Source organism: Pseudomonas sp. Q12-87 (assembly GCF_001269755.1).
GTDB classification, from domain to species: domain Bacteria; phylum Pseudomonadota; class Gammaproteobacteria; order Pseudomonadales; family Pseudomonadaceae; genus Aquipseudomonas; species Aquipseudomonas fluorescens_S.
In genome coordinates, this window is sequence record NZ_LHVI01000002.1 from 1 (window position 1) to 25,708 (window position 25,708).

The 25,708-nt window shown below is 60.5% G+C and carries 25 protein-coding genes and 1 pseudogene; 6 read left to right on the plus strand and 20 right to left on the minus strand.

Annotated elements, in window-relative coordinates:
• Positions 1 to 620 precede the first annotated feature (620 nt).
• The 5 genes from AD663_RS00115 to AD663_RS00135 are packed head-to-tail and all read right to left on the minus strand — an operon-like array spanning position 621 to position 4,526.
• A complete protein-coding gene (locus AD663_RS00115) occupies positions 621 to 1,256 on the minus strand; it encodes an SCO family protein (protein ID WP_003177103.1) in 636 nt (211 codons plus the stop codon).
• Entirely contained in the window at positions 1,253 to 2,152 is a 900-nt protein-coding gene (gene cyoE / locus AD663_RS00120) for a heme o synthase (RefSeq protein ID WP_003177104.1), read from the minus strand. Before cyoE ends, AD663_RS00115 begins: the two co-directional genes overlap by 4 nt.
• Positions 2,140 to 3,219: a heme A synthase gene (locus AD663_RS00125; protein WP_003177105.1), complete on the minus strand. Its 1,080-nt coding sequence runs from the start codon at positions 3,217 to 3,219 to the stop codon at positions 2,140 to 2,142. The genes cyoE and AD663_RS00125 overlap by 13 nt, the downstream gene beginning before the upstream one ends.
• A gap of 10 nt (positions 3,220 to 3,229) precedes the next feature.
• Positions 3,230 to 3,823 carry a hypothetical protein gene (locus tag AD663_RS00130; RefSeq protein ID WP_003177106.1) on the minus strand — a complete coding sequence of 198 codons (594 nt, stop codon included), beginning with the start codon at positions 3,821 to 3,823 and terminating at the stop codon, positions 3,230 to 3,232.
• On the minus strand, positions 3,789 to 4,526 hold the full coding sequence (locus tag AD663_RS00135) for an SURF1 family protein (protein WP_003177107.1): 738 nt from the start codon (positions 4,524 to 4,526) through the stop codon (positions 3,789 to 3,791). Before AD663_RS00135 ends, AD663_RS00130 begins: the two co-directional genes overlap by 35 nt.
• Positions 4,527 to 4,596: 70 nt before the next feature.
• Here AD663_RS00135 and AD663_RS00140 point away from each other — a divergent pair, with 70 nt between their 5' ends.
• On the plus strand, positions 4,597 to 4,800 hold the full coding sequence (locus AD663_RS00140) for a twin transmembrane helix small protein (RefSeq protein WP_003177108.1): 204 nt from the start codon (positions 4,597 to 4,599) through the stop codon (positions 4,798 to 4,800).
• An 8-nt stretch (positions 4,801 to 4,808) separates the two neighbouring features.
• Here the strand turns inward: AD663_RS00140 and AD663_RS00145 are convergent, their stop codons facing one another.
• From AD663_RS00145 to coxB, 4 genes are all read right to left on the minus strand, one after another.
• Positions 4,809 to 5,696, minus strand: coding sequence for a cytochrome c oxidase subunit 3 (locus AD663_RS00145; RefSeq protein ID WP_003177109.1), 888 nt, complete (start codon positions 5,694 to 5,696; stop codon positions 4,809 to 4,811).
• Positions 5,697 to 5,720: 24 nt separating this feature from the next.
• Entirely contained in the window at positions 5,721 to 6,272 is a 552-nt protein-coding gene (locus AD663_RS00150; protein ID WP_003177110.1) for a cytochrome c oxidase assembly protein, read from the minus strand.
• Positions 6,273 to 6,386: 114 nt separating this feature from the next.
• Complete coding sequence (gene ctaD / locus AD663_RS00155) at positions 6,387 to 7,979, minus strand: cytochrome c oxidase subunit I (RefSeq protein WP_003177111.1); 1,593 nt, start codon at positions 7,977 to 7,979, stop codon at positions 6,387 to 6,389.
• An 82-nt stretch (positions 7,980 to 8,061) separates the two neighbouring features.
• Entirely contained in the window at positions 8,062 to 9,189 is a 1,128-nt protein-coding gene (gene coxB, locus AD663_RS00160) for a cytochrome c oxidase subunit II (protein ID WP_053213057.1), read from the minus strand.
• A 374-nt stretch (positions 9,190 to 9,563) separates the two neighbouring features.
• Here coxB and AD663_RS00165 point away from each other — a divergent pair, with 374 nt between their 5' ends.
• Positions 9,564 to 10,214, plus strand: a complete 651-nt coding sequence (locus AD663_RS00165) for a hypothetical protein (RefSeq protein ID WP_003177113.1) — start codon at positions 9,564 to 9,566, stop codon at positions 10,212 to 10,214.
• A 158-nt stretch (positions 10,215 to 10,372) separates the two neighbouring features.
• Here AD663_RS00165 and AD663_RS00170 read toward each other — a convergent pair whose 3' ends face one another.
• The 3 genes from AD663_RS00170 to AD663_RS00180 all read right to left on the minus strand — a co-directional run bounded on the left by AD663_RS00170 (position 10,373) and on the right by AD663_RS00180 (position 14,032).
• On the minus strand, positions 10,373 to 11,938 hold the full coding sequence (locus AD663_RS00170; protein ID WP_053213058.1) for a SulP family inorganic anion transporter: 1,566 nt from the start codon (positions 11,936 to 11,938) through the stop codon (positions 10,373 to 10,375).
• Positions 11,939 to 12,030: 92 nt separating this feature from the next.
• A complete protein-coding gene (locus tag AD663_RS00175) occupies positions 12,031 to 12,762 on the minus strand; it encodes a carbonic anhydrase (RefSeq protein ID WP_003177115.1) in 732 nt (243 codons plus the stop codon).
• Positions 12,763 to 12,973: 211 nt separating this feature from the next.
• Positions 12,974 to 14,032, minus strand: coding sequence for a PA0069 family radical SAM protein (locus AD663_RS00180; protein ID WP_003177116.1), 1,059 nt, complete (start codon positions 14,030 to 14,032; stop codon positions 12,974 to 12,976).
• A gap of 194 nt (positions 14,033 to 14,226) precedes the next feature.
• Between AD663_RS00180 and AD663_RS00185 the strand changes: the two genes are divergently transcribed.
• The gene (locus AD663_RS00185) at positions 14,227 to 14,907 is read left to right on the plus strand and encodes a tyrosine-protein phosphatase (RefSeq protein ID WP_033045865.1); all 681 of its coding nucleotides are present in this window, start codon (positions 14,227 to 14,229) and stop codon (positions 14,905 to 14,907) included.
• Here AD663_RS00185 and AD663_RS00190 read toward each other — a convergent pair.
• The 3 genes from AD663_RS00190 to prlC form a co-directional block, all read right to left on the minus strand.
• Positions 14,849 to 16,900: a M3 family metallopeptidase gene (locus AD663_RS00190; RefSeq protein WP_053213059.1), complete on the minus strand. Its 2,052-nt coding sequence runs from the start codon at positions 16,898 to 16,900 to the stop codon at positions 14,849 to 14,851. The genes AD663_RS00185 and AD663_RS00190 overlap by 59 nt on opposite strands.
• 115 nt (positions 16,901 to 17,015) lie before the next feature.
• The gene (locus AD663_RS00195; protein ID WP_003177118.1) at positions 17,016 to 17,294 is read right to left on the minus strand and encodes a YheV family putative zinc ribbon protein; all 279 of its coding nucleotides are present in this window, start codon (positions 17,292 to 17,294) and stop codon (positions 17,016 to 17,018) included.
• Complete coding sequence (gene prlC, locus AD663_RS00200; protein WP_003177119.1) at positions 17,291 to 19,342, minus strand: oligopeptidase A; 2,052 nt, start codon at positions 19,340 to 19,342, stop codon at positions 17,291 to 17,293. Before prlC ends, AD663_RS00195 begins: the two co-directional genes overlap by 4 nt.
• Positions 19,343 to 19,441: 99 nt before the next feature.
• On the opposite strand from prlC, the gene AD663_RS00205 reads away from it, so the two are divergent.
• The 3 genes from AD663_RS00205 to AD663_RS00215 all read left to right on the plus strand — a co-directional run bounded on the left by AD663_RS00205 (position 19,442) and on the right by AD663_RS00215 (position 21,765).
• A complete protein-coding gene (locus AD663_RS00205) occupies positions 19,442 to 19,987 on the plus strand; it encodes a gamma carbonic anhydrase family protein (RefSeq protein WP_053213060.1) in 546 nt (181 codons plus the stop codon).
• A 97-nt stretch (positions 19,988 to 20,084) separates the two neighbouring features.
• Entirely contained in the window at positions 20,085 to 20,735 is a 651-nt protein-coding gene (locus AD663_RS00210; RefSeq protein WP_003177121.1) for an HAD family hydrolase, read from the plus strand.
• A gap of 241 nt (positions 20,736 to 20,976) precedes the next feature.
• On the plus strand, positions 20,977 to 21,765 hold the full coding sequence (locus AD663_RS00215; RefSeq protein WP_053213061.1) for an SDR family NAD(P)-dependent oxidoreductase: 789 nt from the start codon (positions 20,977 to 20,979) through the stop codon (positions 21,763 to 21,765).
• A gap of 138 nt (positions 21,766 to 21,903) precedes the next feature.
• Here the strand turns inward: AD663_RS00215 and AD663_RS00220 are convergent.
• The 5 genes and pseudogenes from AD663_RS00220 to AD663_RS00240 all read right to left on the minus strand — a co-directional run.
• Positions 21,904 to 22,113, minus strand: a pseudogene (locus AD663_RS00220) (hypothetical protein); the annotation flags it as partial.
• 34 nt (positions 22,114 to 22,147) lie between these two features.
• Complete coding sequence (locus tag AD663_RS00225) at positions 22,148 to 22,567, minus strand: organic hydroperoxide resistance protein (protein WP_030139009.1); 420 nt, start codon at positions 22,565 to 22,567, stop codon at positions 22,148 to 22,150.
• A gap of 361 nt (positions 22,568 to 22,928) precedes the next feature.
• The gene (locus AD663_RS00230) at positions 22,929 to 24,056 is read right to left on the minus strand and encodes a diguanylate cyclase (RefSeq protein ID WP_053213063.1); all 1,128 of its coding nucleotides are present in this window, start codon (positions 24,054 to 24,056) and stop codon (positions 22,929 to 22,931) included.
• Positions 24,057 to 24,382: 326 nt separating this feature from the next.
• Complete coding sequence (locus AD663_RS00235) at positions 24,383 to 24,757, minus strand: lysozyme inhibitor LprI family protein (protein WP_003177127.1); 375 nt, start codon at positions 24,755 to 24,757, stop codon at positions 24,383 to 24,385.
• Between the two features lie 172 nt (positions 24,758 to 24,929).
• Positions 24,930 to 25,703 carry a MetQ/NlpA family ABC transporter substrate-binding protein gene (locus AD663_RS00240; protein WP_003177128.1) on the minus strand — a complete coding sequence of 258 codons (774 nt, stop codon included), beginning with the start codon at positions 25,701 to 25,703 and terminating at the stop codon, positions 24,930 to 24,932.
• Between the last annotated feature and the right edge of the window lie 5 nt (positions 25,704 to 25,708).

Genomic DNA, 25,708 nt, shown 5'->3' on the forward strand with positions numbered 1-25,708 from the left:
ATGCCTTACTGATGAGGCTCGTGCAACCGGGATGTCGTCCGGGCTACTAAACCCGACCACTGATGGGCAGTGGCAGGAAGACAATAGAGCCCAGGGACAAGGCGCACAAGCGGGCGGATTCTGGCGTAGTTGTAGGCAAAGGCGCAAGGATGCGTGGGTTGGTGGAGGTGTGTAGCCAGGGTCTGTAGGAGTAGGGTTTGCCGGCGATGCGGGTGACTTGTTTTGGTCTGGAACCGAGTCGATTTCATCGCGAGCAGGTTCGCTCCCACAGGGATTGGGGGCTGTTGCAGATGCTGTGTTCACCAACACCCGGTGTGGGAGCGGGCTTGCTCGCGAAGAGGGCGGCACATTCAATATTGATTCAAGCTGACCCGCCGCTTTCGCGAGCAAGCCCGCTCCCACAGAGAGATTGGGGGCAGGAGCTCCCTCGTCCTGAACGCAGCCACCGCGTTGTGCCATGTAGATCGCATTCAGCCTTTTGGGGGCTGCTGCGCAGCCCAGCGGGAGCAAGCTCCCTCGCCACGATGGATTTCATTGCCACAAGGAATTTCCCCACCACAGGAACTCCCTCACCACAAGGAATCGGCATGGCTTAGCTGAGCGGTATGCCCCTGGAGGCGCTATTTGCGCTTGAGCATCTCGGGCAACTGGGCGACCAGTTTTTGGTTGTTCAACGGCGCGCGGATGAAGCCGCGTTGGGTGCCGTCGGGGCCGATGACGGCGAGGTTGCCGCTGTGGTCGACGGTGTAGTTGGGTTTGCTAGTGTCGGCTGGAATGAAGGGGATGCTGACGGCGTTGGCGAGTTTCTGCAGATCCTCAACCGATGAAGCCGTCAAACCAATGAACTGCGAATCAAAGTACCCCAGGTACTGCTTCAACTGCTTGGGCGTGTCGCGGTTCGGGTCGACGCTCACCAGTACGATCTGCAACTTATCCACAGCCTCCTTCGGCAACTCGCTTTTGATCTGGCGCAGTTGGGCGAGGGTGGTTGGGCAGATGTCCGGGCAGAAGGTGTAGCCGAAGAACAGCAGGCTCCATTTGTCTTTCAACCCGTCCATCGCTACCGGCTGGCCGTTCTGGTCGGTCATTTTCACGTCGGGCAGGTTGCGGCTTTGGGGCAGGAGGATGATGCCGGCGTCGATCAGCGCGGTCGGGTCGCCCTGGCCTTTGCCGGACAGCACTTTGTTGATGGTAAGGCCGAGGATCAATGCGATCACGGCCACGAGAATGAAGACGGTTTTCTGGGTTCGGGTCATAGGCTCAACAGTAAGTAGTGATCGACAAGCAGGGCGATGAACAGCAGGAACAAGTAGTAAATAGAGTACTTGAAGGTGTTGATCGCGGCATGCGGCCGACTGCCACGGTACAGCACCACGGCCCATTGCAGGAACCGGGCGCCGAGTACCAGCGCGCACACGAGGTAAAGCAGCCCGCTCATGTGGATCACGAACGGCATCAGGCTCACCGCCAGCAGCACCAGGGTGTAGAGCAGGATGTGGATCTTGGTGTAGTGCTCGCCGTGGGTCACCGGCAGCATCGGGATGTCTGCCTTGGCGTATTCCTCTTTGCGGTGGATCGCCAGGGCCCAGAAATGCGGCGGGGTCCAGGCGAAGATAATCAGCACCAGCAGCAGCGGTTCGGCGCTGACATGACCGGTGGCGGCCACCCAGCCCAGCAGCGGTGGCGCCGCGCCGGCCAGGCCGCCGATGACGATGTTTTGCGGTGTCGCCCGTTTCAGGAAACCGGTGTAGATCACCGCGTAACCCAGCAAGGAGGCCAAGGTCAGCCAGGCCGTCAGCGGGTTGGTGAAGGCCAGCAGCAAGGCTTGGCCGGCCACGGCCAGCGCCAGGGCGAAGGTCAGTGCGGCGGCCGGGGAAACCCGTCCTTCGGCCAGTGGCCGCTTGTGGGTGCGGGCCATGACTGCGTCGATGCGTCGGTCCACCACATGGTTGACCGCCGCCGCGCCGCCGGCACACAGGGCGATGCCCAGGTTGCCGAACACCAGCACTGTCCACGGCACGCCGGCGCGGGTGGCGAGGAACATGCCGACCAGCGAGGTGATCAGCATCAGCACCACCACTTTGGGTTTGGTCAGCTCCAGGTAATCGCGCCAGATCGCCCGGCTGTGGCGTTCACCGGTCAAGGTTGCCATGGCATCTCTCCTTTTATAGTGATGGGGCTGACACCGTGTTTATGCGGGTTGAACCGCCAGCGCAGCGGGACCTGATGCTTGACCCGCACCAGGCTGGTACGGGCGTGATAGTTGACCAGCACCAAGGTCAGCAACAGCGCGGCGCCCCCGGCGTTGTGAGCCACTGCGACCGGCAGCGGCAAGTGAAACACTACGTTGCTGACCCCCAAGGTAATTTGTGCCGCCAGTGCGGTGAGGACAAGGCCCGCCAGTCGGGTCATGCCTACGGCCTTCAACTGCCAGGCCAGGCCCAGCAGCACCACGGTCACCAGCAACGCGCCGATGCGGTGGGTCAGGTGGATGGCGGTGCGGGCGTCGCTGTCGAGCTGCCCGCCCAGGTAGTTCGGGCCGATGTGTTGGGTGAGGTGGAAGCCGTTGGCAAAATCGGCCGGTGGCAGCCATTGGCCGTGGCAGGTGGGGAAATCGATGCAGGCCACGGCGGCGTAATTGGAGCTGACCCAACCGCCCAGGGCGATCTGGCCGATCACCAGCAGCAGCCCGGCCGTGGCCCAGTATTGCAGGCGCTTGGGCACGGTCAACGCCGGCAATACGCCGGACAATCTCAACGTGAGCAGGAACAGCAAACTTAACGTCGCGAACCCGCCCAGCAAATGCCCGGTGACAACCTGCGGCCATAGTTTCAGCGTCACGGTCCACATGCCGAACGCCGCTTGGGCGAAGACCACCACCAGCATAAACAGCGGCAACTTCAACGGCTGGCCGGGACGATGACGGTTCGTCCAGGCCCGCGCGGCCAAGGCGGCAATCAATAACGCCAAGGTCCCGGCAAAGTAGCGATGGACCATTTCGTTCCAGCCCTTGTGGGCTTCGACCGGGGCATCGGGAAAATGCAGCTCGGCATGGGCCAGTTGGGCTTCGCCCTTGGGTACGCTGATAAACCCGTAGCAGCCGGGCCAGTCAGGGCAGCCAAGGCCGGCGTGGGTCAGCCGGGTATAGGCGCCCAGCAAAACGACGATCAGCGCCAGCAGTGTGGCGAACAGCGCGAGGCGAAATCCAGGTTTGGCCATGTCGATGCCCTCAGCCGATGTTCGACAGTTTCAGCAGATGACGCAGGTCGTTGAGCAGATCCTTGCCCTTGACCCGGGCGTCGTAGCGCAGCACCAGGTTGCTATGGGGGTCGATGATCCACAGCTGGGCGCCGCCAGAACCCTGGGCGCCCTTCTGATAGGCCGGCACGTCCAGCGGGTAGCGTTGCAGTTGCGGGTATTCGCGTTGCAGCTGGGCTTCGTATTCGCCATCCAGCGGTTGTGCGATCGCCAGGGCATGGCTGGCGCGACCGGCATCGCGGCCCAGGCCGATTTGCACTTGCCGGGCCAGGTACACCAGTTGCCGGCAATCCACTGAGCATTCCTGCGGTGCCGTCACCAATATCTGCCAGCGCTGTTCATCGGCCTCTACGCCGATCTCGGCGCGGGTCTGGCCGTTGCCGATCAGCTCGCCGTGGTAGCTGCGGCTATCGGGCACCCAGAACTGGAATTTATACATGCCGGTGGCCAGGATCATCGGGCCGACCACCCCGAGCACGATCAACAGCAGTTGCAGACGCCCTTTGCGACGGCTGCGCGGCGTGTTGGCTTCAGACGTGTTGGTTGGATTCATGGTGTTCCCCATGCTGTCTCCCTGCGTTGTGCCATCCGAGATAAAGGAAAAGGCCAAACAGCGCCGCCGCCATGGCGAACCACTGCACGGCATAACCGAGGTGTTTTTCCGGCCCCATGCTCACCACCGGCCAATCGGTCCGGTAGGCGCCAGGGCCGCTTTGTTGCCGTAGTTCGTAGGTAAAACCGCTGCGGCCCAGTTCGGTCCAGAGTTTGTTCGGTTCGATGGCGGTGACCACGCGGGGCCAGGGCGCGCCCGCCGGGTCGGCGTGGAGCTGGAAGGTTGCGCCGGGGGCCACATAGACCCAGGCCTCGAGGCTCAAGGGCTGCTCCGGGGTGCTGAAGACCGGTGGGGTGCGGCGGTCGGGCCAGGGCAGCCAACCCCGGTTGACCAGCAGCCACAGGCCACTTGCCGAGTCGATAAAGGGCTGGAGCAATTCGACGCCGACCTTGCCGTCGTGCTGGCGGTTATCCAGCAAAACGCTGTGCTCGGCGTCGAACTGGCCGTGCAGGCTCACCGGCCGGAAGGCGGGGTCTGTGGTGTGTTGCAGCTCGGTGCTGTCCATCAGCGGCGCCACGCGGCGCTCGGCGTAAGTGTCCATGAGCACGCGCTTCTGTTCGCCCCGGCTCAGCTGCCAGAACCCCAGGCACACCATCACCGGCACCAGGATGGCGACCACCAGCGATGGCACGATCCCCGGCCGGAAGTGTTTCATGGCGCCGTCCGAAAGCCGTCGAACGGGGTAGCTATACTCACGTGCATCACGTCCCCCCGGAGCGTTTCTCATGCTAAAAGCAGCCATCGTCCTGATGCTGATTGCCACGATTGCGAGCCTTTTCAGCGGCCTGTTTTTTTTGGTCAAGGACGACAGCGATTCCAATCGCCTGCTCACCGCCCTGGCGGTCCGGGTCAGTCTGGCCGCCGTCACCGTCGGCTTGATCGCCTGGGGTTTTTTCAGCGGCCAGTTGGTGTCCCACGCGCCTTGGTAGCGATGGCTTTAGAGCACGTAGACGAAGACGAACAAGCCGATCCACACCACATCGACGAAGTGCCAGTACCAGCTCGCGGCCTCGAAGCCGAACTGGTGCTCGTTGTCGAAGTGCCCGCGCATGATCCGCATCAGCATCACGAACAAGATGATCGTGCCGATGGTGACGTGAGCGCCGTGAAAGCCCGTGAGCATGAAGAACGTCGCGCCGTAGACGCCGGAACCCAGGGTCAGGCCCAGTTCCTTGTAGGCGTGGATGTATTCTTCAGCCTGGAAAGTCAGGAAGGCGCAACCGAGCAGCACGGTGATCGCCAGCCAGAGTTTCAACGCGCCGCGATGGCCTTTTTTCAGCGCGTGGTGGGCGATGGTGACGGTGACGCTGGAACTGACCAGCAGCACGGTGTTGAGCAGCGGCAGGCCCCAGGGGCTGATGACGTCCTTGGGCGCTGGGAAGAGTTTCGGGTCGGGGTTGTGAAGCAAGGGCCAGGCGAATTCGAAGGTCGGCCAGAGCATGTGGGAGATGCCCTTGGTGCCTTCCCCCGCCAGGCCTGGCGCTGACACATGGCGCACATAAAACAACGCGCCGAAAAACGCGATGAAGAACATCACTTCGGAAAAGATGAACCAGCTCATGCCCCAGCGGAACGAGCGGTCGAGCTGTGGGCTGTAGAGCCCGGCGCGACTTTCCTTGATCACCGCGCCGAACCAGCCGAACAGCATGTAGGCCACCAGCAGGCCGCCGACGAAAAAGATCAGCGGGCCGTGGGATTCCGGGCGCGCCGCCTTCAGGTCGTTGAACCAGGTCGCCAGGCCATACACCGTGACGAACATCCCGACCGTGGCGATGATCGGCCATTTGCTCTGGGCCGGAACGTAATAGTGCTCATGAGTTGCCATTTATTGTTCTCCTTATCGGGCACGCTATCGGTCAGTGTTTACAGCCACCGGTGGATGACGAGCGGTGATATCGAACAGCGTGTAGGACAGCGTCAGGTGCTTCACTTCCTTGGGCATGTCCCGGTCGACGATGAAGCGCATGGGCATTTCGATGCGTTCGCCGGGTTGCAGCACTTGCTGGGTAAAACAAAAACATTCGGTCTTGTGGAAATACGACGCCGCCGTGCTGGGCGAAATACTCGGGACCGCCTGGGCGCTCATCGGCCGGTTGGTGGGGTTGTGGGCAACGAAAATCATCTCGTTGACCGCCCCAGGCTTGACCACCAGTTGGTCGCCCTTGGGGTAGAAATCCCAGACCATGTCCACCGCATTGGTCGACAGGAACTGCACGCGCACCTGCCGCGATTCATCAACGGTCTGCTCCCCCTCGTACTGCCCGGCGGTCTTGCCATTGATGCCGAACGCCTTGCACATCACGTCGTAGATCGGCACCAGGGCAAACCCGAAGATGAACATGGCCACCACCACCAGCAGCAGGCGGGTGACCAGTTTTTTCATCGAGATTGAGTCAGCCATGGTTACAGCCTCTTGCACCGAACCCTGTGGGAGCGGGCTTGCTCGCGAAGAACGATGACGCGGTGTTTCTGTCAGACCGCATCGCCTGATTCGCGAGCAAGCCCGCTCCCACACTCATTTCACTTCCGGCGGCGTGGTAAAGGTGTGATACGGCGCCGGCGACGGCACGCTCCACTCCAGGCCTTCAGCCCCATCCCACGGTTTGGCCGGTGCGGGTGGGCCGCCACGGATGGTTTTGATCACGATGAACAGGAAGAAGATCTGCGTGGTGCCGAACATGAACGCACCGATGGACGAGACCATGTTGAAGTCGGCGAACTGCAGGTTGTAGTCGGGGATCCGCCGGGGCATGCCCGCCAGGCCGACGAAGTGCATCGGGAAAAAGGCCATGTTCATGCCGACGAACGACAGCCAGAAGTGCAGCTTGCCGAGGGTTTCGTCATACATGTGGCCGGTCCATTTCGGCAGCCAGTAGTAGGCCGAGGCGAAGATGCCGAAGATCGCGCCAGGCACCAGCACGTAGTGGAAGTGCGCCACCACGAAGTAGGTGTCCTGGTACTGGAAGTCCGCCGGCGCGATGGCGAGCATCAACCCGGAGAAACCGCCGATGGAAAACAGGATCACGAACGCCACGGCAAACAGCATCGGCGTCTCGAAGGTCAGCGAGCCTTGCCACATAGTGCTGGCCCAGTTGAACACCTTCACCCCGGTGGGCACGGCGATCAGCAGGGTGGCGTACATGAAGAACAGCTCGCCCACCAGCGGAATGCCCACCACGAACATGTGGTGCGCCCAGACGATGAACGACAGGAACGCAATGGCGGCCGTGGCGTAGACCATCGAGGTGTAGCCGAACAGCGGCTTGCGGGAGAACGCCGGGATGATCGAGCTGACGGCGCCGAAGGCCGGCAGGATCATGATGTACACCTCGGGGTGGCCGAAGAACCAGAACACATGCTGGAACAATACTGGGTCACCGCCGCCGGCAGCGCTGAAGAAGCTGGTGCCGAAGTGGATGTCCATCAGCATCATCGTCACGCAGCCAGCCAGTACTGGCATCACCGCGATCAGCAGGAACGCGGTGATCAGCCAGGTCCAGACGAACAGCGGCATTTTCATCAGGGTCATGCCGGGGGCGCGCAGGTTGAGGATGGTGGCGATCACGTTGATCGCGCCCATGATCGAACTGATGCCCATCAGGTGGATCGCAAAGATGAAGAACGTCACGCTTTCCGGCGCATAGGTGGTGGACAGCGGCGCGTAGAACGTCCAGCCGAAGTTCGGTCCGCCGCCCGGTGTGAACAACGTGGACACCAGCAGCAGGAACGCCGCCGGCAACAGCCAGAAGCTGAAGTTGTTCATGCGTGGCAGGGCCATGTCCGGCGCGCCGATCATCAGCGGGATCATCCAGTTGGCGAGGCCGACGAACGCTGGCATCACCGCGCCGAAGACCATCACCAGGCCATGCATGGTGGTCATCTGGTTGAAGAATGCCGGCTCCACGATCTGCAGCCCGGGCTGGAACAGCTCGGCGCGAATCACCATGGCGAACGAGCCGCCCAGCAGGAACATGGAGAACGCGAACCACAGGTACAGCGTGCCGATGTCCTTGTGGTTGGTGGTCAGTACCCAGCGCATCAGGCCCTTGGCGGGGCCGTGGGCGTGGTCGGCGCCGGCATGGCCGTGGTCATCGATCACAGCACTCATGTCCTGTCTCCTTCGAGCGAGTGGGCTGGACGGCGCGGGGCGGTGAGCCCCGACCGGTTGCGGGAACACGCGTCAGGCCGGCTCATTTGCTTTCTGCCTGTTTGAGTTCCAGCACTTCTTTAGGCGTCACCATGTCGCCCTTGTTGTTGCCCCAGGCGTTGCGTTCATAGGTCACGACCGCGGCAATATCGACTTCCGACAATTGTTTGCCGAACGCGGCCATGGCGGTGCCCGGCTTGCCGTGGAAGACAAGGCTCAGGTGATCGGCTTTTGGCCCGGTGGCGATTTTCGAGCCCTTGAGGGCCGGGAACATCGGCGGCAGGCCCTGGCCTTCGGCCTGGTGACAGGCCACGCAGGTGGTGTGGTAGATCTTGTCGCCACGTTCCTTGAGCTCATCAAGGGTCCATTCCTTGCTGGTCAGCTCTTTAAGCTGCGCGGCTTCGGCCTTGCGTTCGCCCAGCCATTTTTCATAGTCGGGCTTGCTCTTGACCTCCACCACGATGGGCATGAAACCGTGGTCCTTGCCGCACAGTTCGGCGCATTGGCCGCGGTAGATGCCGGGCTTGTCGACGCGGGTCCAGGCTTCGTTGACGAACCCGGGAATCGCATCGCGCTTGACCGCGAAGGCCGGCACCCACCAGGAGTGGATCACGTCGGCCGAGGTCACCAGAAAGCGCACTTTGGCATCGACCGGCAGCACCAGCGGCTTGTCGACTTCCAGCAGGTAGTGCTCGCCCTTGGCGCTCTGGTTATGGATCTGTTCGGCGGGCGTGGCCAGGTTGCTGAAGAACTCGACGTCCTGGCCCAGGTACTTGTAGTGCCACTTCCATTGATAGCCGGTGACCTGGATATCGATGTCCGACTCGCTGGAGTCGTACATCTTGATCAGGGTGGCGGTGGCAGGAATCGCCATCAGCACCAGGATCAGGAAGGGCACGATGGTCCAGAGGATTTCGACGCGGGTGTTTTCGTGGAAATGCGCGGCATTTTGGCCGGTTGAGCGGCGATGCATCATCATCGACCAGAACATGGCGCCGAAGACGATGATGCCGATGATCACACAGATCCAGAAAATGGTCATGTGCAAGTCGAACACTGCATTGCTGATCTGTGTCGCTCCAGGCGCCATATTCACAGTCCAGGCCGCTTGTGCCTGACTGAAAATCGACCACAACAGGAGGCCCATCCATACGTGTGGATGTCGCGTCATTGCGGGTTCCCCTTATCGTTCTTGTTATCCCGTAGGCGTAAAGCCTGCGGCAAGGGATCGGCTACTTCAGACTACCAACTTGACTCGCCGCGCCTTGCTGCACATGCAATCGGGTGTCATCAGCTAACTCCATTCAAAACCGAGTATAGACAGCGACTGCAACCTCGCAACGCGATGGCGTAAATCGTTTGAAACAGACAGGGCTTGCGCTAGAGCCCGCGAATGGAGAAGGATGCGACCTGAGTGATGGCAAACCGATATAACCTGCTGCGTATCAAGGAAGAGACGGTTATGAAAAATAGGTCTTAGGAGTGTTTTTGCGCCAGCTAAGTTATGTCTTTCCTATTTCCTTTGCCTTGTTCCCTGGAGTTGTCATGAACACCGCCGCATTGCGCGAGCAGATCCAAAAAGCCCAACGACATGAAGCCGAGACCGGCCAGTTGACCCGTCAGCTGGAGGCTCATTTACCGCATCTGCACCGTGCGATCCAATTACCGGAAGCGAACGCCAATGATGTCCTGGCGCGTTTTGTCGGCGCCTACATCGATGAAGTCCCTGATTTGCTGGATGCGGCCAACGAAGTGGCCAAGGAGGCGGGGATTGAGTCGCAGATCAAACCGGTACTGAAGATTGCCGAACAGTATTTTCTCCATCCGCCGAAAGTCATGGACGGCCATGTCGGGCTCGACAGCCTGCTGGACGAAGCCTACCTGGCGCACCGGTTCGTGGAAGAGGTCAACGACCTTTATATCAAGCATTTTGGCCAGCCACTGATCCCCTTGGACATGACCGTCGCCAACTTGATTGCTCACCAATTGATCGGTGAGGAATTTGCCAACCAACTGGATGAAGTGGTGCATCACGCGATCGACGAAATGCTCGATGACGACACGTTTGCACTGGAGTCGGTAGAGGCCTACCGCGAAACGCTCAGCAGCCCGCAAACCGGTGCCGCCTGGAAACGCTGGCCCTGCATGTCCCGCCGCCTGGGCGTAGGCCTGGAACTGGATCAGCCTGCGGCTTGATGATTCACTTAAGAAAGTAGGGCCCCCGTGGCGAGGGAGCTTGCTCCCGCTGGACTGCGCAGCAGGCCCATTTTTGTGAGTGCTTCGCACTCAAGCGGGAGCAAGCTCTCTCGCCACGATGACTCGAACACATCTAAGTGAACTGACTCAAGCACACCTTATGTGAACTGTTGCTTTTGGAGCGGGCTTGGCTGTAATGCAGACGCTGCGCCAACCCCCACGGTCGTGCGCAACCGCCCTTCCAGCCTGCGCTTGAGGCCTCGGGATTCGATCAACAGCTTCGAACCCTTGCTGGCATTTGCCCGGCCCCACTCCTCCAACAGCTCCAGGCACGAGTGGTCGATGTAGCTCAGGTTATTGAGCGGCACGTGCACCGTCGCGCCCGCCGGGATGGTGCCCAGCACCTGGGTCAGCGCCGGCACCTTGAGGAAGGTCGCCGCGCCTACCAACCGCAGTTCCATTTCGCCTTCCTGGGGCAGGTCGATCAGGCTGATTTTCAACCGCGAGGCTTTCCAGGCCAGCTTCGCCAGGGTCAGGCCGAAACCGATCAGCACACCGGTCAGCAGGTCGGTGAAGATGATCGCCAGCGCCGTGGCCGCATAGGTGAACATCGGCATCCGGCCATAACGACCCAGGCTTCGGAATGCCTTGAGGTCCACCAGTTTGAAACCGGTGTACACCAGCACACCCGCCAGGCTCGCCACTGGAATGCTTTGCAGCACGCTGGACAGCAACAGCACGAAAAGCAGCAGCCATAAGCCATGGAAGATCGTCGACATGCGCGTGGTGGCGCCGGCCTGGACGTTGGCCGAACTGCGCACGATCACCCCGGTCATCGGCAAGGCGCCGAGCAGGCCGCAGAGCATGTTGCCGATACCTTGGGCCGACAGCTCCCGGTCGAAATCCGCCCGTTCACCGCTGTGCATGCGATCCACCGCGGCGGCCGATAGCAAGGTTTCAGCACTGGCGATGAAGGCAACGGCAAACGCGGCGACCAACAGCGTCGGATCGGCCAGGTTCAGCAGGTCCGCTGGGCGCAGCCAGTCAATGGCTTCGGCGAGGTTCTCCGGCACTTCCACACGCTTGACCTGCAACGCCAGCAGCAGGCTGGCAACGGTCGCCAAGCCTACGCCGAGCAAGGCGCCGGGAATGAAGCGCAGGCTGTAGGGACGAAACTTTTCCCACAGCCACATCACCGCAATCGTCGACAAACCGAGCAGACCAGCCTGCCAGCCGAAGGACGGCAGCGCCTGGGCCACAGCCGCTGGGAACGCCGCCAGGTTATCCAACCCGGAAGGCTTGGGCGCGGCGTCGAGCATCACATGGACCTGGGACAGCACGATCAGCACGCCGATACCCGCCAGCATCCCGTAGACCACCGCCGGTGCGGTGACGCGGAACCAGCAGCCCAGGCGAAAACGCCCGGCCAACAGCTGTAGCAGACCCGCCAGCAGCAGGATCGGCCCGAGCATTGCCACGCCATGCTGGCGCACCAGCTCGAAGACCAGCACCGCCAAGCCGGCGGCCGGGCCACTGACTTGCAGCTTCGAACCGGCCAGGAAACCCACGACCAGGCCACCGATGATGCCGGTGATCAGGCCTTTGGCCGGCGGCACGCCAGAGGCGATGGCGATGCCCATGCACAAAGGCAGGGCCACCAGGAATACAACCACCGAAGCCAGCAGCTCCCGTGGCAGAACAGCTTTTAATTGAGCAGCACGCATGGCGACTCTCCCGAAGTTTTCTTCAGGCATGGCGAGGCCCTACCGCGCAAACAGCGGTAAGGCTTGAACCATGCAAGGATGATTAGGAGCGGTTAGAAGCGCGCTTTGGGCGTCGCCACCGGGATCGGATGGCTGCCATCGAGCGGCAGGAAACGTCCCTGGTCCGCGTCAAAGGCTTTGATCTCGCTGGTCTCGATGTTGTACACCCAACCATGGATGAACAACTGACCGCTGGCCATGCGCGAGGCCACCGAGGGATGCGTTCGCAAGTGCTGCAGCTGCGCGATCACGTTCTCTTCGGTAAGGATGGGCATGGTTTGTTTTTCGTCGCCGCACGGACAGTTGTCGTGGACCATGGTCTTGGCCACTTCGGCGTGGCGCAACCAGGCTTTGACCGTGGGCATTTTTTCCAGGGTGTCGGGGTTGAGCACCGCACGCATGGCGCCGCAATCGGAATGGCCGCAGACGATGATGTGTTGCACGCCGAGGGCCAGCACGGCGTATTCGATGGCGGTGGAAACGCCGCCGTTCATCTGTCCATACGGCGGAACGACGTTGCCCACGTTGCGGGTCACGAACAGGTCGCCGGGGGAGCTATGGGTGATCAACTCGGGCACGATGCGCGAATCGGCGCAGGTGATGAACATCGCCCGGGGTGTCTGGGCGGTGGCGAGTTTCTTGAAGAGTTCTTCCTGCTGCGGAAAGATCTCATGATGGAAATGCAAAAAGCCGTCAACAATATGCTGCAGCGCTGCATCGGCGGTCTCCGCCTCGGGTTGGGCTGAAGCCGACGCAGCCAACGGCTGTTTATCCTTGTCACTCATGATTCATCCTCTTGACGGTATTTGTGACCTGAGAGGTCAGCAGTGGCTAAAACATCCAGGCCGAGATGTTCGACCCATCAGTCACTCGCTGAACAAGGTAGCGGCCCAAACTTAACTCAAACTGAAATCCAAGGCTCTAGGACAATGATTTCAGGGATGGCGAAACACTGGCGCAGATCATGTCCAGCAGCCGTTCCAAGGTCAACTTTAATCAAATCAACGACATCTGTCGGCCCGGCGGACAGAAGGCATCGCAATCGAGATTGTAGCCTTGGCGCCGATCGAGCCCCAGGCGCTTGATCGCCTTGGTGAACCGCTGGGCCAGCAGGTCGGCGAACGGCCCTTCGCCGCGCATGCGTTTGCCGAACTGGCTGTCGTAAAGCTCCCCGCCCCGGCTCTGGCGGACCAGGCTCAGCACATGGGCGGCGCGCTGCGGGTAATGCGCCTGTAACCATTCCTCGAATAGCGGCGCCACCTCCAGCGGCAGGCGCAACATGACGTAGGCGGCGCTTTGCGCACCGGCAGCATGGGCCTCGGTCAGCAGGCTCTCGATTTCGCAGTCATTGATCATCGGGATCATTGGCGCGCACAACACACCCACCGGGATGCCCGCCTCGCGCATGACCTTTATCGCCCTCAACCGCGCCTTGGGCGCCGCCGCGCGCGGTTCCAGAATTCGCTTGAGTTCATCGTCCAGGGTGGTGAGGCTGATCATCACCGCCACCAGCCGCTGTTGCGCCAGTTCGGCCAGCAGGTCCAGATCCCGCAGGATCAGCGAGCCCTTGGTCACGATGGTCACCGGATGGCGGTAACGCAGCAGCACTTCAAGGATTTGGCGGGTGATCCGCTGTTCACGCTCGATGGGCTGGTAAGGGTCGGTGTTGGAGCCCAGGTTGATCGGCGCGCATTGATAACCGCGCTTGGACAGCTGTTGTTCCAGTACATCGGCAGCGTTGGTCTTGGCGATCAGCCTGGTTTCGAAATCCAGCCCCGGCGACATGTCCCAATACGCATGGCTGGGTCGCGCGAAGCAGTAGATACAACCGTGCTCACAACCCCGGTAAGGGTTGATCGAGCGATCGAAGGGGATGTCCGGCGACGTATTGCGAGTGATGATGGTCTTCGCCGTTTCGAAGGTCACCTCGGTGCCTTGGGTCAGCGGGACTTCTTGATACCAGCCGTCATCTTCAGCCACCGAGCGGCTCGGGGCGAAACGGTTGTGGGGATTGGCGGCGGTGCCACGGCCGCGCGGGGGAAGTGAGGCTGGCATGGGGGAACTCCGCAAACTGTATGCGCATACAGTATTGCCTGGGCTCGATTTAGACCAGTGCCATTCGGCGGTCCGCCAGGAGGCCGGCGTAATCTTCATCGCAATTCACAACGCTTTGACGTCCTTCCTACGGGTTTTTAACCGTAGCGAGGCGAAACTGATCCTCTCGAATTCTTCGTTGCTGGCCGCCCTGCATGCTCAAGCTCTGTTTGTCTTCCCTGTTTTGCCTGGCCTTGTCTATCGGGCTTGTCGAGCCTTCGGCCCAAGCGGCCGACTCCGAGCAGGCCAGGCCAGGAGAATGGGCCCAGCCGGTGGAGAAGGACTACAACCTCTACCAGATGTCTCCCACGCTTTACCGCAGCTCCCTGCCGGACGGCGGCGCCCTGCCATTGCTGACGAAACTCAAGATCGGCACGGTTATCACGTTCCTGCCGGAGTCGGATGCACGCTGGCTGTCCACCCCCGGCATCGAGCGGGTGCAACTGCCCTATCGCACCAATCATGTCGACGACAGCGACATACTCAAGGCCCTGCGCGCCGTGCAGGCTGCCGAAGCCAAGGGACCGGTGCTGATGCACTGCAAGCACGGTTCGGACCGCACCGGTCTGGTGGCCGCCATGTACCGTGTGGTGGTGCAGGGCTGGAGCAAGGAAGACGCCTTGAACGAAATGACGGAAGGCGGCTTCGGTGACAGCCATCACTTCAAGGATGGGGTCCGCTACATGATGCAGGCCGATGTGGAAAAACTCCGTGCCGCATTGGCGAACGGCGACTGCAGCACCAGCGTGTTTGCGCTTTGCTCGCTGGAAAGCTGGGTCAACTCGACCACGACCGCCCATCACCTTGAGCCTGAGGTTGCCCTGCCCGCGCGATGAACCTTGGCGAGCCTGCAAAATCTGCAATGGATTCGGCCAGGGGCCGCGCATCGCCTGGTGCGAAGATGGCTTCGCGCAGCGCCCGTCCCGTTACGGGGTTGAACAGCCCGTCGCGCTTGAACCTTTCGAACACGCTAAGGGCCAGCTCCTTGGACCAGGCGTAGGCATAAATCCTCGCGGCATAACCGGTCACCATATAGTCCAGGCCATTGGCCCAGCGTTCGTTCGCGAACGTCGGCAGATGCTTTGTGTACCCATTGATCTGATCGAACACCTGCTGGACGGTGCGCCCATCGCCGTGGGTGCGGTGCAGCTCCATGTCGAAAAGCGCGTTGCGTAACAGCAAGGCGGTTTCCCAACTGGCCTGGGTATTGGCGAACGCCAGCAGCTGATCGGCGACTTCGTCGGGCATTGCCGCCCCGGTCTGGTAGTGCGCCGACACGCGGACCAGGCATTCCCTGGAAAAACACCACTGTTCGAACAGCATGCCGGCGAACTCGGACGTGTCGCGAGACAGTTCGGTGATGCCGGAAATTTCCCGGTATTGCGCCCGGGTCAGGACATGGTGCAGGCAATGGCCGAACTCATGAAAAAGGATGCGCAGCTGCAGATGGTCGAGCGTCGCCGGCCGGGAGCCTAAGCCACGCGGCAGCCAGCCATGCAGGACCGCGATGGGGTGCCGGGGTCGGCCCTCGGCGGTGATGCTCCGGTTTCGCAGGGTGGAGGTATTCGGATAACCGGTGCGGTTCGCATCCTCGAACGGATCGAAATACAGGTAACCGATGACTTGTCCCCACTCGCGGACCTCGTAAAGACGCACGTCGCGATGCCAGGTCGGAGCCTGCGGACGCTCGATGAAATCCACGCCGAAAAGCGCCTTGGCGATCAGCAGCAACTGGGCAAACGTCGACTCCAGGGGAAACCAGGCGCTGAGGGCATGCTGGGAGGTGCCCGCCGCCTGCTGCCGAAGTTTCTCCACCAGAAACGGATAATCCCAAGGCTGGAGCTCGCTGAACCCCTGCTCGTCGGCAAACGCCTTGAGCTGTTCAGCGTCCCTGGCGAATTCGCTTTGGTGTCGGGCCAATTGCCGTCGCAGGAAGGCCGCGACTTGTTCGGCAGACTCGGCTTGCTCCGGCTCGATCGCCATTTCAGCAAAATTCGCATAGCCAAGTAGCGTCGCGTACCGGTGCCGATCATCCAGCAGACGCTGGAGCACTTTGCCGTTATCGAACCGCCCGGCCTGGGGGCCCTGGTCCGATGCTCGCGTGCTGTAGGCCACGTACAGCTCTTGGCGCAGAAGGCGATCTTCGGCGTAGGCCGTGACGATGCCAAACGACTCGTCATCGAGGCTCAGCAGCCAACCCGAACGCCCGGCCTCGCGTGCCTGACGGGCCATGCGCTGTTGGAACGCCAGTGGTAGGCCGTTGAGTTGGTTCTCATCGTCGAACGTTTTGCTCCAGGCGTTATTGGCTTCGTGCAGGTTCTCCAGAAACAGCTGCTGGGCGTCTTTGATACGACGCTGCAGGGCGTTCAAATCGGTTCGTGAGGTGTGGGCCGGATCGCTCTGGCGAAACTGTCGGAGGATTTTTTCCAGGACGCGTTTGCGCGCCGGTTCGAAATGCCGGGCTATCTGGCTGTCCGCCAGGCGTTGATAGAGCTGGAACAGTTCCGGATGTTGTTTCAACCAGCGTTGGAAATCGTGCAGCCGCTCGCCGCAATCCAGTGAAGCCTGTGCCCACTCGTCCCCGCTCTTGGCCGAGGCCAGGAGGTCCAGCAGAGCGTTGAAGCCATCAAGCCGCGTATGGATTTCATCCATCGCCAGCACCAAGTCGTCCCAAGTGGGAAACGCTACCTGAGTCTTGATGATATGGGCCACCTGGGCACGGCTATCGGCCAGGATCCGGTCGAGGGCCGGCGAGAAATGCCAGGCTTGGATGCGGGCAAAAGGGGGCAGGTCATAGGCCTGCAACAGCGGGTTGTCGGCGTGGGGCATGGAAGCCTTCCTGTCTTTGGACTTGATGGACAAGTCTGGGCAGGAAGGCCGCAAGGCCAGCGGTATATATGTATCGCTTCCGGGCCGGGCGGCCCGGAAGATGATGCCGCAGGTTTCAGTCGGGTTTTTTCTTCAACTTGGGGTTGGGGAAAAACTGTACCGCCTGCACCTTGGCGTCCGGCACTTTAAGCGCCGACGTGTTAACGCGGGTGCCCAACTCCTTGGGCACCGACAGGCCTTGTTCGTTGAGCGTGTCGCTGTAGCCGCAGGCCACGCATTCGCGGTGCGGCACGCCGTCTTCGTTCCACATCATCAACTTGTCCGGCTCACTGCACGCCGGGCAGACCGCCCCGGCGATGAAGCGTCGTTTGGTAATCACAGGCCCCTCACTCATGCTGCCGCGTCCTCGGTCAGGCCGCTATGGCGCAAGAGTGCGTCAATCGACGGCTCACGGCCACGGAAGTCGACGAACAGCACCATCGGTTCCTGCGAACCGCCACGGGCCAGGATCGCCTCACGGAAGGCCCGACCGGTGTCGGCGTTGAGCACGCCGTCCTCTTCGAACTTGGAGAACGCGTCCGCCGACAGCACTTCAGCCCACTTGTAGCTGTAGTAGCCCGCCGCATAACCGCCGGCGAAGATGTGGGCAAAACTGTTGGGGAAGCGGTTGTAGGCTGGCGGACGCATGACCGAGACCTCGTCGCGTATGCCTTCGAGCACTTGCGCCACGCTGCGACCGTCGCCGTGGGTGGCGTGCAGCTCGAAGTCGAACAGCGAGAATTCCAGCTGGCGGACCATCATCAGGCCGGACTGGAAATTCTTCGCCGCGAGCATTTTTTCCAGCAGGTCCTGGGGCAGCGGTTCGCCGGTTTCATAATGGCCGGAAATCAGCGCCAGGCCTTCGGGCTCCCAGCACCAGTTCTCCATGAATTGGCTTGGCAGCTCCACGGCGTCCCACGCCACACCATTGATGCCGGACACGCCGGCATGGTCGATGCGGGTCAACAGGTGGTGCAGGCCATGGCCGAACTCATGGAACAGGGTGGTGACTTCATCGTGGGTCAGCAGCGCAGGCTTGCCGCTGTCGGCCGGGGTGAAGTTGCACACCAGGTTTGCCACCGGGCTTTGCAGGACGCCATCGGCCGTGCGACGACGGTCGCGAGCGCCGTCCATCCACGCACCGCCGCGCTTGTTGGCGCGGGCATAGAGGTCGAAGAAGAAGCGGCCGACGTGCTGGCCGTTCTCCTTGATCTCGAACAGGCGCACGTCGGGATGCCAGCTGTCGAAGCCCTTCTGTTCGGCAATCTCGATGCCGTAGAGGCGCTGCACGATGGCGAACAGACCGCTCAATACCTTGTCGATCGGGAAGTAGGCGCGCAGGGCTTCCTGGGCCACGCTGTAACGCTGCTGACGGAGTTTTTCACCGTAGAAACCACTGTCCCAGCTTTGCAGGTCGGGGCAGCCCTGTTCGGCGGCAAAGGCCTTCAGCTGTTCCAGGTCCAGGGCCGCGAACGGCTTGCTGCGCTTGGCCAGGTCACGCAGGAAACTGAGCACCTGATCGCTGGATTCAGCCATTTTGGTCGCCAGGCTCAATTCGGCGAAGTTGGCGAAGCCCAGCAGTTGGGCCAGTTCCTGGCGCAGGTCAAGGATCTGCTCCATCACCGGGCCGTTGTCGTTCTGCCCGGCATTCGGGCCCTGGTCCGACGCGCGAGTGCAGTAGGCGGCGTAGACTTCTTCACGCAGGGCGCGGTCTTCAGCGTAGGTCATCACCGCGTAATAGCTGGGGAACTCCAGGTTGATCAGCCAGCCGTCCAGCTCCTTGGCCTGGGCGGCGGCGGCCATTTGCGCCTTGGCCGAGTCAGTCAGGCCGGCCAGGGCCGCTTCGTCGGTGACGTGCTTGGTCCAGGCCTGGGTCGAGTCCAGCAGCTGATTGGAGAAGCGGCTGCCCAGCTCGGACAGTTTGCTCTGCACTTCGGCGTAGCGCTTCTGCTGCTCGGGCGGCAGGTCGATGCCCGACAGGCGGAAGTCACGCAGGGAATGCTCGAGGATGGTTTTCTGCGCCACGTCGAAACCGGCAGCTTCGGGGCTGTTTGCCAGCGCTTCGAAGGCTTGGAACAATTCGCGGTTCTGGCCCAGTTCGGTGGAATAGGCACTCAGTGCCGGCAGGCAGGCCTCGTAGGCCTCGCGCAGTTCCGGGCTGTTGCGCACGGCGTTCAGGTGGCTCACCGGGCTCCAGGCGGCGCCCAGGCGATCGTTGAGTTCGTCCATCGCCAGCACCAGGCCGGCCCAGGTAGGCTGGCTGCCCTGGGTCTTGAGGATTTCAGCGATGGCGGCACGGTTGTCAGCCAGGATCTGCTCGATGGCCGGTTGCACGTGCTCGGCACGGATCGCCGAGAACGGCGGCAGGTCATAGGGTTGCAAAAGAGGGTTGTTCACGCTCACGGTTGACACCTTGGCTGGAAGAAACATGGGACCATCTTAATTACAATCGACGTTCACCGCAGCTAGCAGCACCTATCAGTAACAAAGAGAGAGCCTATCGTGACCCTTCGCACGTACCAGAATCACAGCCCACGGCTTGCCCGTGGCGCTTTTGTCGACAGCACCGCAGTGGTGATCGGCGACGTTGAAATCGGCGAAGACAGCTCTGTCTGGCCGCTGACGGTCATTCGCGGCGACATGCACCGCATCCGTATCGGCGCCCGTACCAGCGTGCAGGACGGCTGCGTGTTGCACATCACCCACTCCGGGCCTTTCAACCCCGACGGCTTTGCGTTGCTGATCGGCGATGACGTGACCATCGCCCACAAAGTCATGCTCCATGGCTGCTCCGTGGGCAGTCGGATCCTGATCGGCATGGGCAGCATCGTCATGGACGGCGCGGTGGTGGAAGACGACGTCATCATCGGCGCCGGCAGCCTCGTACCGCCGGGCAAACGCCTGGAGAGCGGCTTTTTATACGTCGGCAGCCCAGTGAAACAAGCCCGGCCGCTGACCGACAAGGAACGCGCGTTTTTCACCTACAGCGCGGCCAATTACGTGAAGCTCAAGGATCTGCACTTGGCCGAAGGCTACGACCAGGCCTGAGGGGTTTGCCTGCCACCTCTAATTCATCGTGGCGAGGGAGCTTGCTCCCGCTTGAGTGCGAAGCACTTACAATCCAGTGATATTCCCAGGAATTGCCATGCATCACCAAACCATACTCTTCGACCTCGACGGCACCCTCACCGACCCGCGCGAGGGCATCACACGTTCGATCCAGTTCGCCTTGAGCAAACTGGGCATCGACGAGCCCGACCTCACCCGCCTCGAACATTTCATCGGCCCGCCGTTGTTGCAGGCCTTCATGCAGTTCTACGCCTTCGACGAAGCCAAGGCCTGGGAGGCGGTGAATTTCTACCGGGAACGCTTCAAGGTCACCGGACTGTACGAAAACCGAGTGTTCGACGGCGTGACGCCACTGCTGGAAACCCTCGGCGGCCAAGGACGACAGCTGTACATCGCCACCTCCAAACCCTGGGTTTTCGCCCGGGAAATCGCCCGCCACTTCGACTTCGCCCGGCACTTCAAGGTGATCTATGGCAGCGAACTGGACGGCACACGCACCAACAAAGTCGAGTTGATTGCACATTTAATGGCTGAAGAAGGGCTCGACCCGGCCAGTACCCTGATGATTGGCGACCGCAAGCACGACTTGATTGGCGCCCGTAGCAATGGGCTGGATGCGGCGGCGGTGGGGTATGGGTTCGGGAGTTATGAAGAGCTGAACGCCGAAGCGCCGGCGTATCACTTTCAAACGTTGGAAGCGTTGCACCAAGCGTTCTTGCGAGGGTGATCGGGCCAGCACCGTCTGTTTTTCGTGGCGAGGGAGCTTGCTCCCGCTCGGCGGCGTAGCCTTCCAGCCTGCTCATCGCAGAAATGCCCCTCAAACAGGCGCAAATCCAATATCGCGTCCATGATTAAGTCCCTGCGATATCGCAGACGCTGGGTGGATACCCATCTGGAACCCCGTCCAACTTCCACCCAGCCAAAAATATCGCACAGCCCCCTAGTCCATTGATCAAGGAGACCCTCCCATGAAAATCGACTTCACCGGCCGTCACGTCTTAGTCACCGGCTCCACCAGCGGTATCGGTTTTGCCACGGCCAAAGGCTTTCTCGAATCCGGCGCTCAAGTGGTCATCAATGGTCGCAGCGAGAGCAGCGTGCACGACGCGTTGCAGCGCTTGGGCGACCTTGCCTCAAGGGCCGAAGGCTTTGTTGGCGATCTCAGCAATGAGTCCGGCTGCCAGGCATTGGTCGCCAAGTACCCAAGCTTCGATGTCGTCATTAACAACCTGGGCATTTTCAAGCAGGAAGACTTTTTCGAAACACCGGACAGCGAATGGCAGCGCTTTTTCGAAACCAACGTGATGTCGGGTGTGCGTATTTCCAGGGCTTATGCGCTGGGCATGGCGGAGCGTGGTTGGGGGCGGATTGTGTTTGTTTCGTCGGAGTCTGGCCTGAACATTCCCGCCGACATGATCCACTACGGCTTCAGCAAAACCGCCCAGCTTTCAATCGCTCGCGGCTTGGCCAAGCGCCTCGCTGGCACGGGTGTGACGGTGAACTCGGTGCTGCCTGGGCCGACGCTTTCCGAAGGGGTTGCCCAAATGCTTCAGGCCGACGTGGAGCGTAGCGGGGAAAGCCTGGAGAAGGTGGCGGCGGATTTCGTCAATCAGCACCGTAGCACCTCGATCATCCAGCGCGCGGCGCGTGTCGAGGAGGTTGCCAACATGATCGTTTATGTCAGCTCGGAGCAGGCCTCGGCCACTACGGGAGCGGCGCTTCGCGTTGATGGTGGGGTGGTCGATAGCATCGCTTAGCAGCCATTCAGTCCGACTGCATCAATCAGCCACGCTACGCAAAAAAAAGCCGCTTCCTCATAAGAGAGAAGCGGCGTTTTTCTTCTAGGGGCATTTGGCTTATCCGATCGGGCTTTCAGCGATGAAGGGATTTGTTCAGGCCACCTTGTTGCTTTGCAGACGATCCGAACCACCTTCGGCCACACGGTTCTCGATCAACCGATCCGAACCGCCCTCGGCCACACGTTTTTCAATCAACCGATCCGAGCCCCCTTCAGCGACCGTAGGGTGAACAAACGAAGTTGCGAACGCATTGCCGAGCGACAGTGCCAGAAGCGAGCCAGCGAGTACTTTGCCGAAAGTGTTCATGTCCTGATCCTTTTAATGGGTTAGATACATTGAGTTAGACGGTGACGTGCAAACGGACGTCGACGTTGCCGCGTGTTGCGTTGGAGTACGGGCAGACCTGGTGAGCCGCGTCGACCAGCGCTTGAGCATCGGCTTGATCCAGACCTGGCAGGCTGATGTGCAGGTCGATGTCCAGACCGAAACCGCCAGGGATCTGGCCGATGCCGACGTGTGCCGTGATCGAGGCATCGGCAGGAATGCTGCGTTTGCTTTGGCTGGCGACGAATTTCAACGCGCCGATGAAGCAAGCCGAGTAGCCAGCGGCAAACAGTTGCTCGGGGTTGGTGGCTTCACCGCCGGCGCCGCCCAGGGCTTTTGGAGTCGCCAGTTTCACGTCGAGAATCTTGTCGCTGGAAACAGCACGGCCATCACGGCCACCGGTGGAGGTTGCGACTGCGGTATAGAGAACGTTCATGGTTTTTCCTTCCTGCGTAATGGTCTGATTAGATTCTGGCTTGGTTCGCGCTAAATGTTTGTGCGCTAACCAGTGGCGTTAAAGTTAGCGCCATAATATTTAACGCGCAAGAGATATTTTCTAAAAATCTCGCCTCGACCACTTAACCGGCTGATTTTTAAGGGGAAGTATTTTTTAACGACGCAGCTGTGCCAGCCTGGGCGTGCTGCGAGGTGTAGGGCGGAGAGAGAAGATGCCGAAATATCAGCAGGGCCAGCGCAATCGCAGGCATTCAGAAAGGAAAATCAAAAGGGCAAACCAGGTTGCGGCTCAGGACCAAAACTCCCCGCCACGGATGATCATTTTCAAACGCAAACCAACCCTACGAAGCAACCGCCACCTGATTGCGCCCCAACGCCTTTGCCCGATACAGCGCCTTGTCCGCATTATTCATCAAACCATGCAGATCCTTATGCCCAGCCTCCGTGGACGCCACGCCCAGGCTGGCGGTTATACGGTGGACCGGCTCGATCATCAGCTCGGCAATCGTCTGGATAAGCTCTTCTCCAATCCTGATAGCGACTTCAATGGACGTGTCCGGAAGCAGGATGGCGAATTCTTCCCCACCTAGGCGGCCGTGAATGTCCGTTGCCCTGAAGGACGAACTGATGACCACGCCCATTTGGCGCAAGACCTTATCCCCGACCTGATGGCCGTAGGTGTCGTTGATGTGCTTGAAGTGATCCATGTCCAACATGACCGCGCATAACCCTAGCCGATTGGTTTTGCACTGGTCGTAAAGCAGCTGGGCATGTTCAAAAAAAGCGCGTCGACTCTTCAGGCCGGTCAGTTCATCGGTTTGTGCGGCGCGGGTTGAAATGCTGTTCGCCTGTTCCATTTCACGGGTGAGTCGAAAAGCGGTTTCCAGTGCCTCGGCCATTTTATGGGTGGCACGGGCAGCAAATGCCGTGAACACCAGAATCGAGAGGGCCATGCCGACTTGGATCGGGGACGGTTGGAACAGCAGCCAGACGGTACTTGGCAACAGAACCAGGCCAATGGAGGCGAGTGTCATGTCACGGTAGGCGGAGTAGCAAGACACCGCGCTGACGGACATTCCGACAGTAAAAAGCATGACCAAAGCTTGGGACAGAAGATCGTCCGCTGGCATGAGCGCCAGCGCGCCGCCTCCCCAGATACCGGCGGACAACACGAGCGTGACCCAATATTTGCGCTCCCAGCGTTGAGGCGTGCGCTCACTCTGGTCGCAGCGCAAATAGGCCACGAACATAGAGATGCGCAGCAGCGTCGACCCGGTCAGTATGGCCAGCCACCAGACAATAACGTTGTGTTCAAAACGATCCCAGCACAGCCAACTCAGCATGATGGCAGCGAGGTAGCTACCAAAAACTGCCGAAACGGATTGGCCAAAGAGCTGCTGCAATCGGTCAGTTCGCACTTGCCGGGCTATGAAAAAATCCTGGCCATTGCGAGATCCTGGGCCATCCATGTGATCCACCTGATCGTGATGCGACTAAAGCAGCGATTGTGGCACCCTGCCACCAACGCAAACAACCGAATTACGCCCGATATCCCAGTTAAGCCAAACGCGGCGGCGAAGAAGTTTGCTCCCGCTGGGCCGCGAAGCAGCCCCCCCGATAGCGGGTGAACCCGCCAAAGAAAAACCCGACGCTTTACGTCGGGTTTTTCGTGGGTGCGACTTTCGCTTGCCTATCGCTTCTTCTTAGCGATAAAGGTCAGCTGCCCTCGGCAGAAAGGGACGGAGCGCAATGTTGAATGAGCGAGAGCAAGCCCCACGTGCTCATTGTTTACCGGTTACTCGACTTGCGACAGCTTGGCGTCGTCGCAACCGGAAGCACGGCACTCGCGCTCCACTGCTTTGAGTATGACGATACGCGCCTCGGTCTTCTCGTTGGCGCAGTCCAGGTAGAGCAGGCCATCGTTGGAACAGGCGTTGTCACGAATCTTGATCCACTGGATTTGAGCGGCTTTCACCTTTTTCTTCTGATCCGGGTTCAGAGCACTCATCGTCTTCTTGTACTGATCATTGATGTCCTGATCCGACTGAACCATTTTCAGCGACGCGCAATAGGTTCTGTCGTAGGCGTTCCGAGGGTTATCGCAACTCATCGCAGATGCCGATGCTGACGCCATTGCCAGCAATGCCCCAACCAACAAAGACTTGATCACTCACTTCTCTCCCTGAATGCCCTCTATTGATTAGAGGTCGCGGCGGGGAATCTATCATGCGGGTTATAGAACAATGAAGCAGATCCGATGGTTCATTCGGCCCTCGACATTCCACGCAAAAAAAACGGGCCTGCATTCCCACGCAGCCCCGTTTTTTCACTACCTGATCAGATCAAAACGCCGGCAACACCGCGCCTTTGTACTTCTCAAGAATAAAAGCCTTCACTTCCGGGCTGTGCAACGCAGCCACCAGCTTCTTCATCGCTTCGCTGTCCTTGTCGTCCTCTCGGGAAACCAGGATGTTCACGTAAGGCGAGTCGCTGCCTTCGATCACCAGCGCATCCTTGGATGGATCAAGCTTCGCCTCCAACGCGTAGTTGGTGTTGATCAGCGCCAGATCAACCTGAGTCAGCACGCGTGGAATGGTCGCGGCTTCCAATTCACGGAATTTCAGATCCTTGGAATTCTCAGTGATGTCCTTGGTGGTGGACAGGATGTTGTTCGAGTCCTTCAGCTTGATCAGCCCGGCTTTTGCCAGCAGCAGCAGCGCACGGCCGCCGTTGGTGGCGTCGTTCGGGATCACCACGTTGGCGCCGCCTGGCAACTCTTCCAGTTTCTTGTATTTGCTGGAATACGCGCCCAAGGGTTCCAGGTGCACGCCGGTCACGCTGACCAGGTGCGTGCCCTTGGCCTTGTTGAATTCATCCAGGTACGGCTGGTGCTGGAAGAAGTTGGCGTCCAAGCGTTTTTCGGCGACTTGTACGTTTGGCTGTACGTAGTCGGTGAAGACCTTGACCTTCAAGTCCACGCCTTCCTTGGCCAGCGCTGGCTTGACGAATTCGAGGATTTCCGCGTGCGGCACCGGCGTGGCCGCGACGGTCAGGGTGTCGGCGGCGTGGGCGGAAAAAGCTGCAGCGGCAGCAAAGGCAACCAGTAATTTCTTCATTCAGC

Excerpts from the sequence above, each read along its gene's own strand:
- ctaD (WP_003177111.1), bottom strand. The coding sequence starts at position 7,979 with ATGAGTGCTGTGATCGATGACCACGGCCATGCCGGCGCCGACCACGCC.
- AD663_RS00175 (WP_003177115.1), bottom strand. The coding sequence starts at position 12,762 with ATGAGTGACAAGGATAAACAGCCGTTGGCTGCGTCGGCTTCAGCCCAA.
- cyoE (WP_003177104.1), bottom strand. The coding sequence starts at position 2,152 with ATGGCAACCTTGACCGGTGAACGCCACAGCCGGGCGATCTGGCGCGAT.
- AD663_RS00195 (WP_003177118.1), bottom strand. The coding sequence starts at position 17,294 with ATGAGTGAGGGGCCTGTGATTACCAAACGACGCTTCATCGCCGGGGCG.
- coxB (WP_053213057.1), bottom strand. The coding sequence starts at position 9,189 with ATGACGCGACATCCACACGTATGGATGGGCCTCCTGTTGTGGTCGATT.
- AD663_RS00170 (WP_053213058.1), bottom strand. The coding sequence starts at position 11,938 with ATGCGTGCTGCTCAATTAAAAGCTGTTCTGCCACGGGAGCTGCTGGCT.
- AD663_RS00150 (WP_003177110.1), bottom strand. The coding sequence starts at position 6,272 with ATGGCTGACTCAATCTCGATGAAAAAACTGGTCACCCGCCTGCTGCTG.
- AD663_RS00130 (WP_003177106.1), bottom strand. The coding sequence starts at position 3,823 with ATGGGGAACACCATGAATCCAACCAACACGTCTGAAGCCAACACGCCG.
- AD663_RS00225 (WP_030139009.1), bottom strand. The coding sequence starts at position 22,567 with ATGAACGTTCTCTATACCGCAGTCGCAACCTCCACCGGTGGCCGTGAT.
- AD663_RS00165 (WP_003177113.1), top strand. The coding sequence starts at position 9,564 with ATGAACACCGCCGCATTGCGCGAGCAGATCCAAAAAGCCCAACGACAT.
- AD663_RS00145 (WP_003177109.1), bottom strand. The coding sequence starts at position 5,696 with ATGGCAACTCATGAGCACTATTACGTTCCGGCCCAGAGCAAATGGCCG.
- AD663_RS00190 (WP_053213059.1), bottom strand. The coding sequence starts at position 16,900 with ATGCCCCACGCCGACAACCCGCTGTTGCAGGCCTATGACCTGCCCCCT.
- AD663_RS00215 (WP_053213061.1), top strand. The coding sequence starts at position 20,977 with ATGAAAATCGACTTCACCGGCCGTCACGTCTTAGTCACCGGCTCCACC.
- AD663_RS00140 (WP_003177108.1), top strand. The coding sequence starts at position 4,597 with ATGCTAAAAGCAGCCATCGTCCTGATGCTGATTGCCACGATTGCGAGC.
- AD663_RS00180 (WP_003177116.1), bottom strand. The coding sequence starts at position 14,032 with ATGCCAGCCTCACTTCCCCCGCGCGGCCGTGGCACCGCCGCCAATCCC.
- AD663_RS00125 (WP_003177105.1), bottom strand. The coding sequence starts at position 3,219 with ATGGCCAAACCTGGATTTCGCCTCGCGCTGTTCGCCACACTGCTGGCG.
- AD663_RS00240 (WP_003177128.1), bottom strand. The coding sequence starts at position 25,703 with ATGAAGAAATTACTGGTTGCCTTTGCTGCCGCTGCAGCTTTTTCCGCC.
- AD663_RS00185 (WP_033045865.1), top strand. The coding sequence starts at position 14,227 with ATGCTCAAGCTCTGTTTGTCTTCCCTGTTTTGCCTGGCCTTGTCTATC.
- AD663_RS00135 (WP_003177107.1), bottom strand. The coding sequence starts at position 4,526 with ATGAAACACTTCCGGCCGGGGATCGTGCCATCGCTGGTGGTCGCCATC.
- AD663_RS00115 (WP_003177103.1), bottom strand. The coding sequence starts at position 1,256 with ATGACCCGAACCCAGAAAACCGTCTTCATTCTCGTGGCCGTGATCGCA.
- AD663_RS00210 (WP_003177121.1), top strand. The coding sequence starts at position 20,085 with ATGCATCACCAAACCATACTCTTCGACCTCGACGGCACCCTCACCGAC.
- AD663_RS00230 (WP_053213063.1), bottom strand. The coding sequence starts at position 24,056 with ATGGATGGCCCAGGATCTCGCAATGGCCAGGATTTTTTCATAGCCCGG.